The sequence below is a fragment of the Gordonia ajococcus genome (assembly GCF_012974285.1).
Classification (GTDB): domain Bacteria; phylum Actinomycetota; class Actinomycetes; order Mycobacteriales; family Mycobacteriaceae; genus Gordonia; species Gordonia amicalis.
On record NZ_CP052884.1, the window covers coordinates 236,814 to 252,966 of the forward strand.

The following is a 16,153-nucleotide window of genomic DNA, read 5'->3' on the forward strand; positions in this document are numbered from 1 at the left end:
TCGAGCGTCACCGGGGATGAGTGACGCAACCGAGATTGGAGATCACGGTGCGGTAACGAAGGCGGGTCGCCAGGTTTCGACGGGGCCGTCCTGGGTATCAGCCGCGCGTCCCCGTCGTCCCTGGTCACGACGTGTCAGTACCCGCTGGAACGCATCGGTGCGGGGTCGTACAGACCCGACCGTCGTGCCTCTCCGAGGTCGATCTCGGCCGGTGGCGCCGGGATGATCTCGGTGAACCGCTGCAGGCCGCCCCAGTCGCGTCCCCAGTTGTTGCGCAGGTAGGTCGGCAGCAGGGTCGGACGCAGCATCGCCTCCGTGATGCCGAGCGGACCGCCCGCGGTGCCCGACATCCAGGTCTGGCTGTTCTTCCGGGTGGCCTCCGCGTCGGGCATGATCCGCCACTTGGGCACCTCGAGGACGCCGTTACGCACCTTCATCGGCTGCTGGCACGGGAAGACCAGGCCGGGCAGCCAGTCGATGAACACCGGATCGGTCCGGCCGACGACGTCGTCGAGTGTCGCCAGCTTGCCGACGCGCGGCGGCGTGATGGCCACCCACTCCGACGACGCCGCGGCCGTGTCCTCGACCAGGATGCGCACCACGGTGGACTGCGGCGGCGAATCGGCGAGCGGGAACCGCAGGTTGCGCCACGTCGGGACCTCGCCGATGTCGATGGGGAACATCTGGCCGGTCGGCACCACGCGGCCGTCGGCGCCGAGGCGACCGAACTGGGCGATCACCTTCTGGCCCGCGTGCACGACACCGATGCCGTCGACCGCCTCGACCGATCCGGCGACCGCCATGGTCAGCAGCGGTGCGTCGTCCGAGCGTGCGGGCAGCTGATACCAGTCCGTGGTCAGGGAGGCGGAGCCCGACGGCGCTCCGTAACTGCCGAGAACCGGTGTGGCGGAAGGGTTCAGACCGAACGGCAGGCGCACCGTCGACCCGTTGATGCCGCGTGCGCCCTGGCCGCCCTCGGTCCCGCCCTGCGCCGACGACGAGTTGGCGGACTCGTCCGCACCGGCGCCGGTCTGTGCGGTGTTCTGGGCGCTCGTGGTGGCGGAGTCGTTGTTCTCGGTGGCGTCCACCGACAGCTTGTCGGGGACGCCGTTGGGCGTGAAGCCGGTCGCATCCGGACCCGACAGTGCCTGCGACACACCGGGTGCGGGACGACCGTTCACCGCTGAAGGAGCGAGCAGGCCGGCCGTGGGGTCGGCCTCGACCAGGACGTCGTTGGCCAGGCCGCACGAATTGCCGGTCAGGGCACGAGCATTCGACTTCATCCAGGACCAGGAATCCCGCTGCTCGTAGGCGCCCTTCAGGAACGATGCGACCATGAACAACACCATCAGGCCCGAGATCACCGGCAGCGGTGAGAACTTGAGCTTCGAATACCAGTGGTCACCGCCGCGGGTACGGGTCTGTTCGTCGACGAAGTCGTCGCGGAAGTGGAACCACAGTCCGGCCAGGGCGGTGACGACCGCCGCGAGGAGGATGAACCACGCGACGTTGACCCCGCCGACGGCCGGCGGACGGTCCCACCACGGCACGCCGTAGCTGCCGACGAACCACCAGCCGTTGGTGCCGGCGAAGGAGATCCCGGTGATCGCGAGAACAGTGGCCGCGAAGAAGGTGCGGTTGCGGCGTGACCGCAGCACCGCCGGTGCCATCATCGCGCCCGCTGCGGCGGCGAGACCGGCGGCGATACCCGCATACACACCGAAGTGATGGGTCCACTTGGTCGGGGTGAACGCGATGAAGAACATCGTGCCCAGGGTGACCGCGACCAGACGCCAGATCGGAGCGCGCGCAACCCCGTTCGGATGCTCGCGACGCAGCAGGCGCAGCAGCACGACGAACAGGCACAGGATCATTGTGAGCACGCCGAAACGACGGGCCAGGGTGCCGTCCGCGGTGGGCAGGATCAGGTAGTAGTACCGGATCGGTTCCTGCCACCACTCGAGAGTAGGTCCGACGTCGGAGGCGACCTTGTTGCCGGCGATGAGCGCGCCGATCGGCTGGTCGAAGAAGATCTGGAAGAGGACCGCGGTGCCCGCCGCCAGGATCGGCGCGAGCATCGGCAGCAGGCCGTCGCGGTTTCTCCGGGACACCAGGGTCTTGACGATCGGCCGGATGCCGGCGAGGAGGGCGGCGACCGCCATCAGTCCGCCGGGCGCGAGGGCCAGCGTGAACGCCGCGGTCACCACCGCGATCGCGTATGGCAGCAGACGTCTGGTGGCGATGGCCCGTTCGACGCAGCACCAGGTGAGCAGCGCACCCACGGCTTCGGCGGGTTCGGGACGCAGACCGTTGTTGAACGGCAACCAGATCGCGAGGAACACGAAGGCGGCCGACCACACGGCGGGGGTGCTGTTGCGGACCGCGCGTCCCAGGCGCGGGATCACCTCGCGGCTGATGAGCCACCAGCCGAGGAGTCCGAGCAGGAAGGCCGGCAGGCGCATCCACGGCGTGGCGACGCTGACGTTCGTCATCCACGAGATGACCTGGAAATGCCAGCCGAACGGGTCCTGGGGGACGCCGAAGTACCGGAAGTAGTTGTCCGCGTAGCCGGCCTCGCTGGTGATGCGGCCGACCGTGAAGTTGTAACCGTCGTCGGAGGTGTTGGCACCGGCGAACCACCAGAAGGCGAGAATCGCGACGACTGCGACATCCGGAGGGCGGATCGTCCACCAGCCGGTCGGCAGGAATCGCTTGTGCGCGCGACCGTCCCGGCGGTCCAGGACGCCCAGTGCGATGAGCGAGAGGATCGTCATCACGATGCCGACGACGATCGCCGCGAGCTTGAGGGGCGTCGGCGAGCTGACGTAGCGGGTGTCGATGGTCGCGCGCAGCGACAGTCCGTCCCGGGACGCGTCGGCGGGCAGATCGCTGTAGATGCCGACGATCTGGGGGCGCATCTCGTGGTCGGGGATGGCGAACTCGTGCAGACCGCCGGTGGCGGCGTCGGGCGCGGGCAGGCCCTCGAAACGGCCGTCGACGCCCTCGCCGTCGGCGTGCATCACGATGCGGCAGTTCGGGTTGGCCTGCGCCGCCGCACGATCGGTGTTGAGAAGCACCACGTTGCGGTCGATCATCGTCAGCGTGTCGGCGGTGGCGCGGACGAAGAGACCGCGGGCGGAGTCGTCCTGGCCGCCCGCCGGCGTCGTCGAGAGAAGGACCCCGCCCTGCGCGGGTAACCGGGAGGCCAGCGAACACGGCACGGACATGTCCATGTCGATCGGGACGAAGGCCACCAGCGGCGCCGCCACATCCGACACGGAATCGCCTTGTGGCCATTTGAGTTCGGCGGTGGTCTGGTTGACCGGCAGGATCGGCGTGACGATGGCGAGCAGGAAGCCCAGCAGGCCCGTGACGACGGCGACGATCTTCGCGGTGCGGTTGGATTCACTCATCGGATTGGGGCTCCACCCTGATCGAGCCGGTGCGTGACCAGCCCCATTGCGTCGTCTGTGCGGTGTCGATCTGTGCATTCGGTGCACCGGGCACCAGCGGCGTCAGCTTCTCCAGCGCGCCCCAGTCGCGGGCCCAGTCGTCCTCGAGATAGGTCGACACGGCCCGTGCCGAGGTCGTCGCCTCCGAGATGCCCAGCAGGCCGCCGTCGACCCCGGCCTGCCAGGTCTTGGACTGCGAGTTGGTCAGCGGGTAGTCACCCAGGATCCGCCACTGCGGCACCTGCGCGACGCCGTGCGAGACACCCATCGGCTGCTGGCACGGGAAGTGTGAGGCCACCCCGAAGTCGATCAGGGTCGGCGCCGACGATCCGACGACCTCCTGCAGAGACTGCAGCTGCGGAGCGCGGGGCGGGGTGATCCCGATGAACTGCTGGTCGCCGAGGTTGTTGTCCTGCAACGACAGTCGCATCACGGTCGCCGCGGGCGGGGCCGCCGACATCGGTATACGCATGTTGCGCCACGGACGGTTCAGGATCACCGGTCCGGGATCGATGGGCAGCATGTCCGGGCCGACCTGTTCGAACGAGCCGTCCGGTCCCGGACGGCCGAACTGCACGACCATCTTCTGCCCGAAGTTCCGGACCCCGAAGGTGTCGATGGTCGAGACGGCGCCCGCGGTGCTGAACACGAGCAGCGGCGAGGCGGCACGGTCGGCGGGCAGGTCGTACCAGCCGGTCGTCAGACGCGCCTCCCCGTTGTAGCCGTGGCTGCCGAGCACCGGGGTGGTGGCGGGATCGAGTCCGAAGGGGAGTTTGGCGGTCGAACCGTTGACGGTCTCGGGTCCGCGACCACCGGTGGTGCCCGCACCGAGTCCGCCGGTGATGGCGAACGGGCGTGCCATGCTCGCCGAGACGTTCATCTGGCCCGGTCGCTGACTTCCGGGTTCGGGCTGGAGGTCATCCGGAATGCCGTTGGGGGAGAAGCCCACCGGGTTCTCGCCGCGCAACGCCGCGGTCGCCGACGCACCACCCGCGGGGGTGAGCATCCCGGTGTTCGGATCGAGTTCGACGAGCACCTCGTCGGCGAGGCCACACGGGTTGCCGCGCAGGGTGTTCAGGTTCTCGGCGAGCACCGTCGGCGCGGGATACCGGGTGACGGCCGCCTTCACGAACAACAGCATCTCGACGACGACGAGCAGGCCGGCGATCACCGCGATCGGGGAGGAGGCGAGGAACAGGCGACGTCGGTCTGCCCGGGTTTCGCCGGGACCGGTGTCGCTGTGTGCGAGTCCACGATTGGTGACGTAGTCGAGCCGGAGATGCTGCCACACCGCCAGCGCGGCGGCGAGTACGGCGAGGATCAGGAACAGCGTCGACGCGCCGTATCCGGCGATGACGGGCGCCCGGTCGAACCAGGAGATGCCGTATTCGTAAGCGAACGGCCACGAGTTGTAGCCGGCCATCGCCGCGGCCATCGCGAAGAGCAGACCCGAGACGAAGACGGTCAGGTTGCGAGCCGAACGCGCCGCCGACTGCACGACGGCGATGGTCGCGGCCGCGGAGATCGCGGCGGCGAGACCCGCGAGCACGCCGAACTGGATCGTCCACTTGGTCGGGGTGAACACGAACAGCAGCAGGGTGACGCCGACGGCCCCGACGAGACGCCACACCGGGCCGGGATCGATGCCGCGAATGCGGGTGCGCCGCAACATCACCGCGACCACCACGAACAGGCCGGCGAGCAGCAGGAGGAGCGGTACGCGTCTGGTGAGCGAACCGTCGTCGGTGACGACCGAGATGAAGTAGTACCGCAGGAACTCCTGGTGCCAGGAGATCACCGGACCGACGGTGTAGCGGAGTTTGATCGCCTCCAGCACAGTCGCGAGGGTCTGGTCCCGGAAGTCGACGACCAGGACGACCATCCCCGCGGCGACGATCGGCGCGACGAGCGCCGCGGTCGCCGTCCACCGCGAACCACCGAGTTCGTTGCGGCGGCGGAGCAGGATGTGCAGCAGGGCACGCGCCGCGACGAGCAGGATCGCGATACCGACGACACCGTGCGGCGCGAGCGCGAGGGTGAACCCGGCGAGCCCGGCGGCGAGTGCGGCGGGAAGCAGACGACGGGTGGAGATGGCGTGCTCGGCTGCCCACCAGGTCAACAGGGAGCCGAGGACGATGATGCCCTCACTGCGGAGTCCGCTGCAGAACGGCAACCAGAACGCGGTGAACGTCAGGGCGGCGGCCCACGTCGCCCATGCACTGCGGCGCACTGCCGGACCCAGGCGTGGCAGAAGCACCCGGCTGAGGACGAACCACGACACGAGGCCCGCGACCATCGCCGGGATGTGCATCCAGAGGATCGACGAGGAGATCGACGACCACACCGAGAGGAAGCTGTAGTACCAGTCGAACGGCGCCTCGGGGATGCCGTAGAAGCGGTAGTAGTTCGCCAGGTACCCGAATCCGTCGGCCGTGCGGCCCATGTTGAGGATGTAGCCGTCGTCGGGCGATCCGGCGCCGAGGAACAACCAGATCAGCAGGATGGCGGTGACGACCAGGTCGGTGGCCCGCGGCTTGAGCGAGTGCCACCAGGCACGGGTGCGCGCCCCGATCCGGCGGTGGTACCCGAGGATTCGGTCGAGTTGGGCGAGCGCGATGAGCGCCACGATCACCGAGATCACGGCGAGGACCATCACGACGATCTTCAGCACCGTCGGCGACGACTCGTAGCGGTTGTCGACGCGGATCGAGACCGACATCCCGTCGGCGGCCGCGGCGCGGACCCGCTCGGGGCTCAGGTTGCTGAAGATCCCGGCGACCTGCGGGCGCTTCTCCGGCGGGAGCACCGTCGAGTCGCCGAGACCGACGAACTGGGCGCCCGGCCCGCTCGGTGCGGAGAATATGTGCAGTTCACGGCAACGGTCGAGGTCGGCACGTGGCGCCGTGGCCGCGACACTGTTTCGGAACGTGACGGTGACGGCCTGATCGGTTCCGGTCACCCACAGCGACGAACCCTTCGACGTCGGTGCGCTCACGGGCATGGTCGCCAGGATCACGCCGGTCGGGGCACTCGCCAGCGTCGAACACGGTATCCGGGCGTCGAGAGTCTGCGGGGTCTGCGCGATCAGCGGCGCCATCACCGACGACGTCTCGGCGTTGAGCTCCTGACCCGCCGGCCAGGTGATGTCGGCGTCGGTGGCCTTCACCGGGAGCAAGGGCGTGAGTGCGCACAGCACCACGCCGAGGACACCCGCGACGATCGCGATCAGACGGGCGGTACGTGCGGAAACACGAGACGTCGGGGCTGTCACAGGCACGGTGTTTGATCGTATGCGACCGGCACCCGCTCACCTACCGCGCACCCTGACCTTGGACTGAAGTGTCCGCTCGTCGTCAGTATCTGATCGGCGCGGGACTCCACAGACCGCTGCGGGTCTGCGTACCGGTCTCGATGTCGGCGAGGGTGTCCACGCCGCCGTACGGTTCGTAGCGTTCCAGCGCGCCCCAGTCGCGACCGATGTCGGCCATCAGGTACGTCGGCAGGGCGGTCGCCTGCTGGGAGACCTCGATCCAGCCGAGCGGGCCGCCGCCGAAGCTGTTCTGCCACGCCGACACGGCTGCGGCGAGATCCGACCCCGGCTTGATGCGCCACTTGGGGATCTCGGCGACACCCACGTCGTGGGTGAAGGGCCGCTGGCAGGGGAACCCGAGCCCGGACGTCCAGTCCACGTGCACGGGGTCGGTGCTGCCGACGACGTCCTGCAAGGTGTCCATCTGCGGAACCCGGGGCGGGGTCAGCACGATGAAGCGGTCCTCGTTGAGGTTGTCGTCGGTGGCCACGATGCGGACCGCAGTGGTGTCGGCGGGCAGCTCGTCGGTGTTGTAGCGCAGGTTGCGCCAGGCCGGGCGGGGCCCGGGGTCGATGAGTTCGGTCTCACCGGCGGCGGTCAGGTCGGCGTCGGTGGTGTCCGGCCGGATCGGGTCGGCGGTGTATTCGAGCATCACGTTCGGGTTGTCGTACTCGCCGGCCACCGACATCGTCAGCAGCGGACGGTCACGCCAGTTCTTCGGGAGCGCGTACCAGCCGGAGGTGAGGCGGGCCGGAACCTGGTCGAACTTGGAGTAACTACCCATGACCGGCGTCGTCGCGGGGTCGAGGAAGAACGGTAGTGCCGCGGTGCTGCCGTTGACGCCGGGGTCGGGCAGTTCACCGCCTCCGGTGCCCCCCGGGTTGGAGTTCAGGATCTTCGGGTCCGCCCAGACGTTGCCGGACAGCACGCCCAGCGAGCCCTCGCTGGCGGTCGACGCCAGGTCCGTCGGTACACCGTTCGGGGAGAAGCCCGAGGTGGCGGGCGAGGCGCCGGGGGCGGGGGCCGGACCGCCGAGCGGGTTGGTCAGCGACGAGTCGACGGGACGCAGCATGTCGCGGTTGGGGTCGGACTCCACCCACACCTTGTCGGCCATCCCACATGGCTCACCGGCAACCGCCGCGAGGTTGGACCGCGGCACCGAATACGAGGAGCTCTGGTGGATGCCCGCGAAGATCGCGGTGATGATCTGGAAGAGGACGACGGCCATCGCGAGATAGGCGAGGGGTGCGGCGGCCACCGAGGCGAACAGTCGCCGGTACCAGCGTTGGTCGGACGTGTCGACGGGTGCCTTCGGATCCACGTCGGTGACATGCGGATCCGCGGAATGCGGGTCGGTGCCGGTGAAGGGTTCACGGAAGTGGAACCACAGCGCGACGAGGAGAAGTGCGAGCGACGCGTAGAGCAGGACGCTCCCGAGCATCAGGCCGCCGATCGTCACCTGCTGGATCCCCCAGGGCATTCCCCAGGAGGAGTAGTAGTAATAGGAATTCGGGCCGGTGAACGCCAGACCGCCGATGAACAGGACGAGCGCACAGAACAGGGTGCGATTGCGTCGTGAGTGCATCGACTGCTGACTCGCGGCGATCGCGGCGATGGCCGCCAGCGCGGCGGCGATACCGGCGAAGACACCGAAGTGATGGGTCCACTTGGTCGGTGTGAACATGAGGAACACCAGCGAGGCGAAGGTGATCGCGACGATGCGCCGAGTGGGTCCGATGGCGGTGCCGGGGATCCGGTTCTTGCGGATCAGGACCGCCGCGGACACCACGAGGCCGAGGATCATCGCGAGGACCGCGAAGCGTCGTGCGATCGACCCGTCGGCGGAGAAGGCGAACAGTGCCGAGTATCGCCCGAGCTCGTTGTACCAGTTCATCGACGGCCCGAGCGCGGTCTTCATGCTCGACGCCTCGGAGAACGAGCGCAGGGTCAGGTTCGAGAACACCACGAAGACCACGAAGCTGCCGGTGGCCAGGATCGGGGCGATCAACGCGACGAACGACCATCTCAGCGCGTGACGCGAGGTCGAGTCGCCGGTGATCACCCGGGCGCGCTTGATCAGCGCCATGATCATCGGTCGTGCACCGGCGATCAGCGCCGCGACCGCGAGCACACCGGTGGGACCGGCGGCGATGCTGAACGCGCCCACCAGACACGCCACCGCGGCCGGCAGCAGCCGACCGGTGGCGATGGCGCGTTCCACCGAACACCAGGTCAGCAGGGCGCCGAGGCAGATGATCGGCTCGGGACGCAGTCCGTTGTTGAACGGGAACCAGCAGGCGAGGAAGGCGAAGGCGGCGGTCCACGCGACCATCGGGCGGGTGACCGCGGCACGACCGAGCCGCGGGATCACCTCGTGGCTCACGATGAGCCACACCAGGATTCCACAGGCGAGCGCCGGAAGCCGCATCCACGGACTGGCCACCGAGACATGACTGAGCAACCCGAACACCTGGTAGTACCAGCCGAACGGCGCCTCCGGGGCGCCGTACCAGCGGAAGTAGTTGGCGGTGTAGTCGCTGTCCTGCGCGACCCTCGACATCGTCAGCAGATAGCCGTCGTCGGAGGTGTTGGGGCCGATCATGTGCCAGAGGATCAGCGCGCCGATCACCACATAGTCACGTGTGTTGAGGCGCCACCAGCGGGCCGGGAAGATGCGCCGGTGCCGACGACCGTCGGTCGAGTCGAGGACTGCCAGTGCGGCGAGCGAGAGCAGCGTCGAGCTGACACCGACGATGACGACGAGCAACTTCGAGATGGTCGGGGCGGTGTTGTACCGGGAGTCGACGGTGACATGCGCGTCGAGGCCGGCGACATCGGACGCCGGACCCGACAGGTCGGTGAAGAGACCGGTGACCTGCGGGCGCTGATCGGGCGAGTTCTTGAAGGCCTCTTTGTCCTCGGTGGTTCCCGCGAGCGGATCGCCCGCGTCGTCGGTCATGCCGACGAATTCGGCTGTCACCGCGCCGGAATCGGCGTGGACGACGATCTCGCGGCAGTCCTGCGTGCGGATGTCCTGGAGGCTCGCCGAGACCAGCGGGACGTTGCGGATGACGACCTCGACGCCCTGGCGGTCGGCCGGGACGTCGGCGGCACCGGTCTTGCGGATGAACAGGCCGCGCTCGGCGGACTTCTCCGCCTGCTTCGGTGTGGTCGAGAACAGTACCGAACCACCGGGCGGCAGGTCGTCGACCGCCGTGCACGGGATGGTGACGTCGAGGTCGACGGGGGTGTAGCCGATGAGTGGGGAGGCGACCGAACCGATCTGTCCGTTCTGCGGCCAGTTGATCTCCGCGGTCTTCTGTTCGACCGGCATCAGCGGCGTGGCCAGCGCGAGAAGGAACCCGAGCAGGCCCGTGACTATGGCGACGATCCTCGCTCGTCGAACGGTCTGCGCTGGCACAAAGAGAGATGGTAGCCGCTGAGGTGTCTCGCCCCGGTCGGCGAGGCGGCGGAGACTATGGTGAACCCATGTCCGACTCCACGTCCGATGCCGCCGGCGTCGAACCGTTGCCGATCCTGCTGCTCAACGGGCCGAACCTGAACACACTCGGCACCCGGGAGCCCGCGATCTACGGGTCCGAGACACTCGACGACGTCGTCGACCTCGCCGAACGGACGGCATCGGAACTCGGCTTCGGTCTGCGCGCCGCGCAGACCAACCACGAGGGACAGATGATCGACTGGATTCACGAATCGGTCGGGAAGATCAGTGGCATCGTCATCAACCCCGGCGGGTGGACCCACACGTCCGTGGCCCTCGCCGACGCCCTGGTCGTACCCGGCGTGCCGATCCTCGAGGTGCACATCAGCAACGTGCACCAGCGCGAGGCGTTCCGGCACCACTCCTACGTCTCGCCCATCGCGGCAGGCGTCATCGCGGGCTATGGCATCCGTGGATACGAGTTCGCGATCCGGAGACTCGCCGAGTTGGTCGACTGAACGTCTTATTGCAACCGGAGGGTTGCAAGTCGTGGGTCATGGTGCAACCATTGAGTTGCATCATTCGAAACGGCCCAGGAGGCGTCATGAGTGGGACCGATCCCCGATCCGCAAACGAAACGACAACCACCGCAATCGATGACGAACTCGATCGGATCGAGCGGGAGATCGCCATCGAGGCGACCGCCGAGCGCGTCTGGCAGCTCGTCAGTGAACCCGGCTGGTACATCAACGACAGCGTGATCACCGATCATCGAATCGAACGCGACGGAGATCTGTCGACCGTTCACGATCCGGTTCACGGCGCCTTCGTCTTTCGCACCGTGAAACTCGACGAACCGCGATACGCCGCCTTCCGGTGGCTGGCCGACGCATCCGATCCCGACTCGGAGTCGACGCTCGTCGAGTTCTGGATCACCGACTCCGGGTCCGGAGTGATCCTCAAGGTCGTCGAGTCGGGATTCGCCTCGCTGTCGGGTTCGGATGCGGATCGGCGGGCCAAGTTCGACGGCAACACCGAAGGCTGGAAGATCGAGCTCGAACTGGCACGCACTCACCTGACGAGCGGTTCTCGTGCCTGACGTCGCCCCGGTCGAGGTCTTCGGTGCTCTCGCCGACGAGAGTCGCTGGCACATCCTCGTCAGATTGGGAACCGAACCCGCGTCGGCGTCGACGCTCGCGACCGAGTTGCCGATCAGCCGTCAGGCGATAGCCAAACACCTCAAGGTCCTGACCGATGCGGGCCTGGTCACGGCGTCACGGGCCGGTCGTGAAATCCGTTACGAGGCGGTCGGTTCGGAGCTCTCGCGCCTCGCCCGGCACCTGGACACCATCGCGCGAGGATGGGATCGTCGTCTGGCAGGCATCAAGAAGGCTGCCGAGGGAGACTGACCCGTCAGAACGGCGGCGGGTCTGCCTGGTCGGTGAGGCGTTGCTTCTTGTTGCGGGCACGTTCGGCCCGCCGGCGTGCGTGTTTGTTGGCAAGCCGGTTGGTGGGCGGCGGGGCGTCGTCCCCGGTGATGACCCTGGGTGTGGGTGGTGCCTGGGGTGGCTGTTCGTAGCGGATGCGTCGCAGGTTGGGGAAGAAGTCCTCGAGGGTTTCGGCGTCACCGGGAATTACCACGCCGTCCGGGGTGCGGTATTCGGTGACCAGGTGGCCGTCGTCGTCGCGGTACTGGACATCGATCCAGTCGCCGAAGGTTTTGTGCAGATGCCCGAACCGGCATTTGGCGTTGAGGTTTTCACTGGAGGTGTCCCCGCCTTGGGTGGGGTTGGTGTGGTCGTACTCGGTGACGTGGTCGAGGTCGCTGTCGAATGACGAACCCGCGCAGCCGGGTTCGGTGCAATAGCCGTCGCGCACGCGCACGAAGTCGGCGCACGCGGTGGTGGGCCGGTACGGATCGGCGGATTGCGCACCGGGATAGACAACGACTACACCCGACGAAGCCGCCTCCGGCGAATCGGCCGAGTTCGACTCCGTCGACTCACCAGTCGCACCGGCGTCGGGTCGCGAACGCTCGGCCTGACGCGACTGTGCGTCGCCCTCGTCTTCACCGGCCGACGAGTCCGACTCTGCGGCAACACGTATGGGTGCCGTGCGGACAGGGGTGATGGGTTTGATGATCGCGTCGGGCCGGGCGGCGAGGTCGCGAATGTGTTCATCGGAGATGACGCCGTGACCGTCGACCCAGGCGATACCGGGCGCACCGTCGAGGGTGGCGGGGTCGGTGACGGCGTGGATCACGATCTCGGTACTCACCGACCGGACAACCTCAGCCGGGTCGGGGATGTCGGCGTCGCAGTCCTCCCGCTGGCACTGACACTCGAAAGCGGTGCCGGTCAACAGCGCGAACATGGCATCAGAGTTCCGCTGGTTCCGCGTGCGACCATCATGGGCGCAGACGGTGTCGGCCAACGCTTTCACCGCTTTCTCGGCGATGCGCACGTTTTCGGCGGCCATGACGCCGGTGATCTCGCCGGTGCCGTCGGCGAAGTTCTCCGTCCACATGCCGCGTTTGTCCAAGGCTTCGCGGCGGCGTTCCCGGACCGCGTCGGGGTCGTGACGGAAGACCAGGCGATCAACCATGTCGCGCAGTCGCACTGTGGTCCACGCGCCCGTGCGGCTGCGCAGGATGCGTTCGATCTCGGTGTCGAGGTCGGCCATGATCGTGTCGTCGGAGATCAGGTCGGTGCGGGAGACGACGGTCTGGATCAACTGGCGTGAGAGGATGCCGTCGCGCAGGGTGGTCAACACCTTCGGCAGCCGCTCGCGCAGCGCGAGTGCTTCGCCGACCCACCGATCAGCCTGGTAGCGCGTGATGGCGTCTTCGCGGCACACCCGGGTCACCATCTCGGTGTAACGGTCGATGAAAAACCCACCAGTGCCGTTGACGACGAGCTGGTCGTAGACGATGGCGATCGACTGGTAGCGACACCAGGCCAGGTAGGCCTCGCCGTGGCGGACCGACCGTATCCGTTCCATATGGGTTGCGGTGTCGGACGATTCGGGGTGGGCAGGATCGACCCCGGCGAAGAACTCGCCCGGTAGATCGGTCCACCTGTTCGACACGCTGCCCCCACAACGTCTACAGCCCAACCTGGATGGCTGAATCTGTTACCAACCAAGGTAGAACACCCCACCGACAAGAACAGATGTCCATCCACAGACGGCGTGACCACGGGGTTGTGCAGCAATCGGTTACGCCTGACTGACGTCGCGTGCGACCTCAGTCCGACGTGCGCTCCAGGACCTGATCGATCGCCCGAGCGGTCGCGGTGGCGTGCGGTGCGCGGATCACCGAGATGTGGTCGCCGTCGACGTCGACGAACTCGACCCGGCCCGAGGTGAAATGGCCCCACAATGCCGGATCGTCGGTGTTGGTACGGGCCCGGATGACCGTGATCGGACCGGAGTAGGGGCTCGGTCGGTGCCGTCGGATCATCTCGGTGCCGAGCCGGAAGAAGACCACCCACTGGACGGACGTGGACAACGGCACGAGTCCGGCGGTGAGCACCAGCACCTTGAGGGCGATCTCCTGCAGCGCACGCTGCAGAGGTGAGCCACCGGGCCTGCTGTCCTCATCGCCACCGGTCCGGTCGGGGAGGGTCTCCTTCGCGGCGGTGAGGGAGCGCAGTGAGCTGCGGACCCGCTGGATCAGGTTCGGGCGTTCGCCGGAGAGTCGCTGCGCCAGAACGGGATCGATCACGGAGTCGAGCACCGCCACGGTGTGGCAGGTCTCGCCCGCTTTGGTGAGGCGTGCAGCCACCTCGACCGCGATGAATCCGCCCAGCGAGTATCCGCCGACCTGGTACGGGCCGCGCGGCTGGACCGAGCGGATGTCGGTGATCGCGCGGCGTGCGGCAGCACGGACGGAATGGTCTGCGCGACCCCGCTTCTCGACGCCCCTGGACTGGATGGCGTAGACGGGACGGTCGCCGGAGAGTGCCCGGACGATGGGCGTCAGGCTCGTCGCGAGACTACCGGCGCCGGCCATGAGGAAGATCGGGTCGCCGGTGCCCTTCCGCAACGGGATCAGAGTGGCGCCCGAGGCGTTCTTCGACCGATCCTTCGCCGCGGCCTCGATCCGGGCGGCGAACCGAGCGATCGTCGGCGCCTCGGCGAGCATCGCGGTGTTCACGTCCAACTGGAGATGGTGTCCCACCTCGGCGAGCATCTTCGCGGCGGCGAGCGAGTCGCCCCCGAGTTCGACGAAATCCTCGTTGCGTCCGATGTTCTCGAGTCCCAGGATGTCGCACCAGACTTGGTGTAACGCAAACTCGGTCAGCCCACGAGGGGGTTCCGGAGCCGGCCGCGGAGGCGGCGGCGGTAGCTCCGCGCGGACTACCTTGCCGCGCTCATTGCGAGGTAGTTCGGACAGCACGATGATGTCCCGTGGGATCATCCACGGCGTCAACGACTTCCCGAGCTCGAGTCGGATCTCGGCCGGCGATGGCGACCATTTCGCCGGATCGACCGCGACGTGTGCGGTCAGGCGCCCCTCGTTCCGGTTCGCGGTGACCACCGCATCGACCGTCCAGGGCAGGGCGAGGAGTGCGGCCTCCACTTCCAGCGGCTCGACGAGGTAGCCGCGGACCTTGATGGCGTCGTCATCCCGTCCGAGCAGCGAGAGCTCGCCGTTCTCGCCGAGGCGGCCCAGGTCTCCGGTGCGGTAGCGCGTCCGACCATCGGGCAGCGAGGTGAATCGCCGGGCCGTCAGTTCCGGATTCGCGTGGTAGCCGCAAGCGATGTGTGCGGACTCGACGACGACCTCTCCGGTGACGCCCGCGGGCACGTCTGCGTCGTGCTCATCGACGATGCGGATGCGTTTGTCCGACGCGGGACTGCCGACCGGTATCGCGCCGGCCTCGACGTCCCGCTCGGGCGGGAAGAGGTTGAACGCGAGGTTTCCGACCTCCGACGCCCCTGCCCAGCAACAGAACTCGCCGCGTGGGAGGATCGTCCGGCGTGCGCGCAGGACGTCGTCCCCGTGAGCGGGTTCCCCGCAGGTGGACAACAGGCGTAGTGATCCGATGGCATCGTCGGCGGAGAGTTCGCCCAGCCATGAGCGCAGAAGTGACGGCGTGCAGTGTGCGGTTGTCGCGCCCGTCGCGGACAGCCAGTCCCGCAACCCGGTGGTGGTGCGGCGGCGGACATCCCAGAGCAGCATGGTCGCGCCGTTCAGCAGGCTCATCGCGAGCGCGTCCAACCCGCCGCCGAAGCTCAGCGGGAGCAGGACCGCAGCCCGATCGTCGGGGCCCAGACGCAAGAACCGACGTCCGTCACGCGCATGGTTCACCGGCATCCGCTGGGGCAGCACCACACCCTTGGGGGCGCCGGTGGAGCCGGAGGTGAACAGCAGCACCGCCGGGTCGTCGGGTCCCGGCTCGACGACCGTCCGCCCGCGGGCCTCGTCCCTGGTGGGAGCCGGTGCGGTCGACGGGGTCGACGGTTTGGCCCCGGACAGTCGCAGGATGTTCGCGCGTCGATCTTCGGGCAGGAACGGATCGAGCAGGACGAGACGTCGTCCCGAGCACCAGACCGCCAGCATCGAGATCACCGAGTCGATGTCGGACTCGATCTCGACGGGGACGGCCTCGCCGGGCTCGGTGCTCGCGACGATCCGGTCGGCGAGCAGCTCCACGCGGGACGCGGCCTCGGCGAAGGTGATCGACGCCTCGGGCGTGTGGACTGCGACGGCGTCGCCACGGCTCGCGGCGACGGCTCGCCATCGGGCGGCGACGGTGCTCGGCTCGGCGGGTTCCGATGACCCGGGTGTGGGAAACGGACTGGAATCCAGGTGCTTGTCGCCGTTCATGTCCTCGAACTTTCCCCCGTGCCCGCCACTTTGTGAGGTAAAGCTACCCTTTGTTTCGGCAGGCGACACGGTCACCCCGGGAGAACGTGGCAGGGCTAACAGTCGCGAGGCCATGG

At 68.0% G+C, this 16,153-nt stretch carries 8 protein-coding genes; 3 read left to right on the top strand and 5 right to left on the bottom strand.

Annotated elements, in window-relative coordinates; genetic code table 11:
* Positions 1–134 precede the first annotated feature (134 nt).
* From GAA2_RS00975 to GAA2_RS00985, 3 genes are all read right to left on the bottom strand, one after another.
* Positions 135–3,413: an arabinosyltransferase domain-containing protein gene (locus GAA2_RS00975; protein WP_006438292.1), complete on the bottom strand. Its 3,279-nt coding sequence runs from the start codon at positions 3,411–3,413 to the stop codon at positions 135–137.
* Positions 3,406–6,729 carry an arabinosyltransferase domain-containing protein gene (locus GAA2_RS00980; RefSeq protein ID WP_394855163.1) on the bottom strand — a complete coding sequence of 1,108 codons (3,324 nt, stop codon included), beginning with the start codon at positions 6,727–6,729 and terminating at the stop codon, positions 3,406–3,408. Before GAA2_RS00980 ends, GAA2_RS00975 begins: the two co-directional genes overlap by 8 nt.
* Positions 6,730–6,805: 76 nt before the next feature.
* A complete protein-coding gene (locus GAA2_RS00985) occupies positions 6,806–10,183 on the bottom strand; it encodes an arabinosyltransferase domain-containing protein (RefSeq protein ID WP_006438294.1) in 3,378 nt (1,125 codons plus the stop codon).
* Between the two features lie 68 nt (positions 10,184–10,251).
* Here GAA2_RS00985 and aroQ point away from each other — a divergent pair, with 68 nt between their 5' ends.
* The 3 genes from aroQ to GAA2_RS01000 all read left to right on the top strand — a co-directional run bounded on the left by aroQ (position 10,252) and on the right by GAA2_RS01000 (position 11,613).
* Complete coding sequence (aroQ, locus tag GAA2_RS00990; protein WP_006438295.1) at positions 10,252–10,722, top strand: type II 3-dehydroquinate dehydratase; 471 nt, start codon at positions 10,252–10,254, stop codon at positions 10,720–10,722.
* An 86-nt stretch (positions 10,723–10,808) separates the two neighbouring features.
* Entirely contained in the window at positions 10,809–11,303 is a 495-nt protein-coding gene (locus GAA2_RS00995; RefSeq protein ID WP_006438296.1) for a hypothetical protein, read from the top strand.
* Positions 11,296–11,613, top strand: a complete 318-nt coding sequence (locus GAA2_RS01000; RefSeq protein WP_006438297.1) for an ArsR/SmtB family transcription factor — start codon at positions 11,296–11,298, stop codon at positions 11,611–11,613. Before GAA2_RS00995 ends, GAA2_RS01000 begins: the two co-directional genes overlap by 8 nt.
* Positions 11,614–11,617: 4 nt before the next feature.
* Here GAA2_RS01000 and GAA2_RS01005 read toward each other — a convergent pair whose 3' ends face one another.
* Positions 11,618–13,291: a DUF222 domain-containing protein gene (locus tag GAA2_RS01005; protein WP_006438298.1), complete on the bottom strand. Its 1,674-nt coding sequence runs from the start codon at positions 13,289–13,291 to the stop codon at positions 11,618–11,620.
* Between the two features lie 157 nt (positions 13,292–13,448).
* A complete protein-coding gene (locus tag GAA2_RS01010) occupies positions 13,449–16,037 on the bottom strand; it encodes an alpha/beta fold hydrolase (protein WP_159406041.1) in 2,589 nt (862 codons plus the stop codon).
* Between the last annotated feature and the right edge of the window lie 116 nt (positions 16,038–16,153).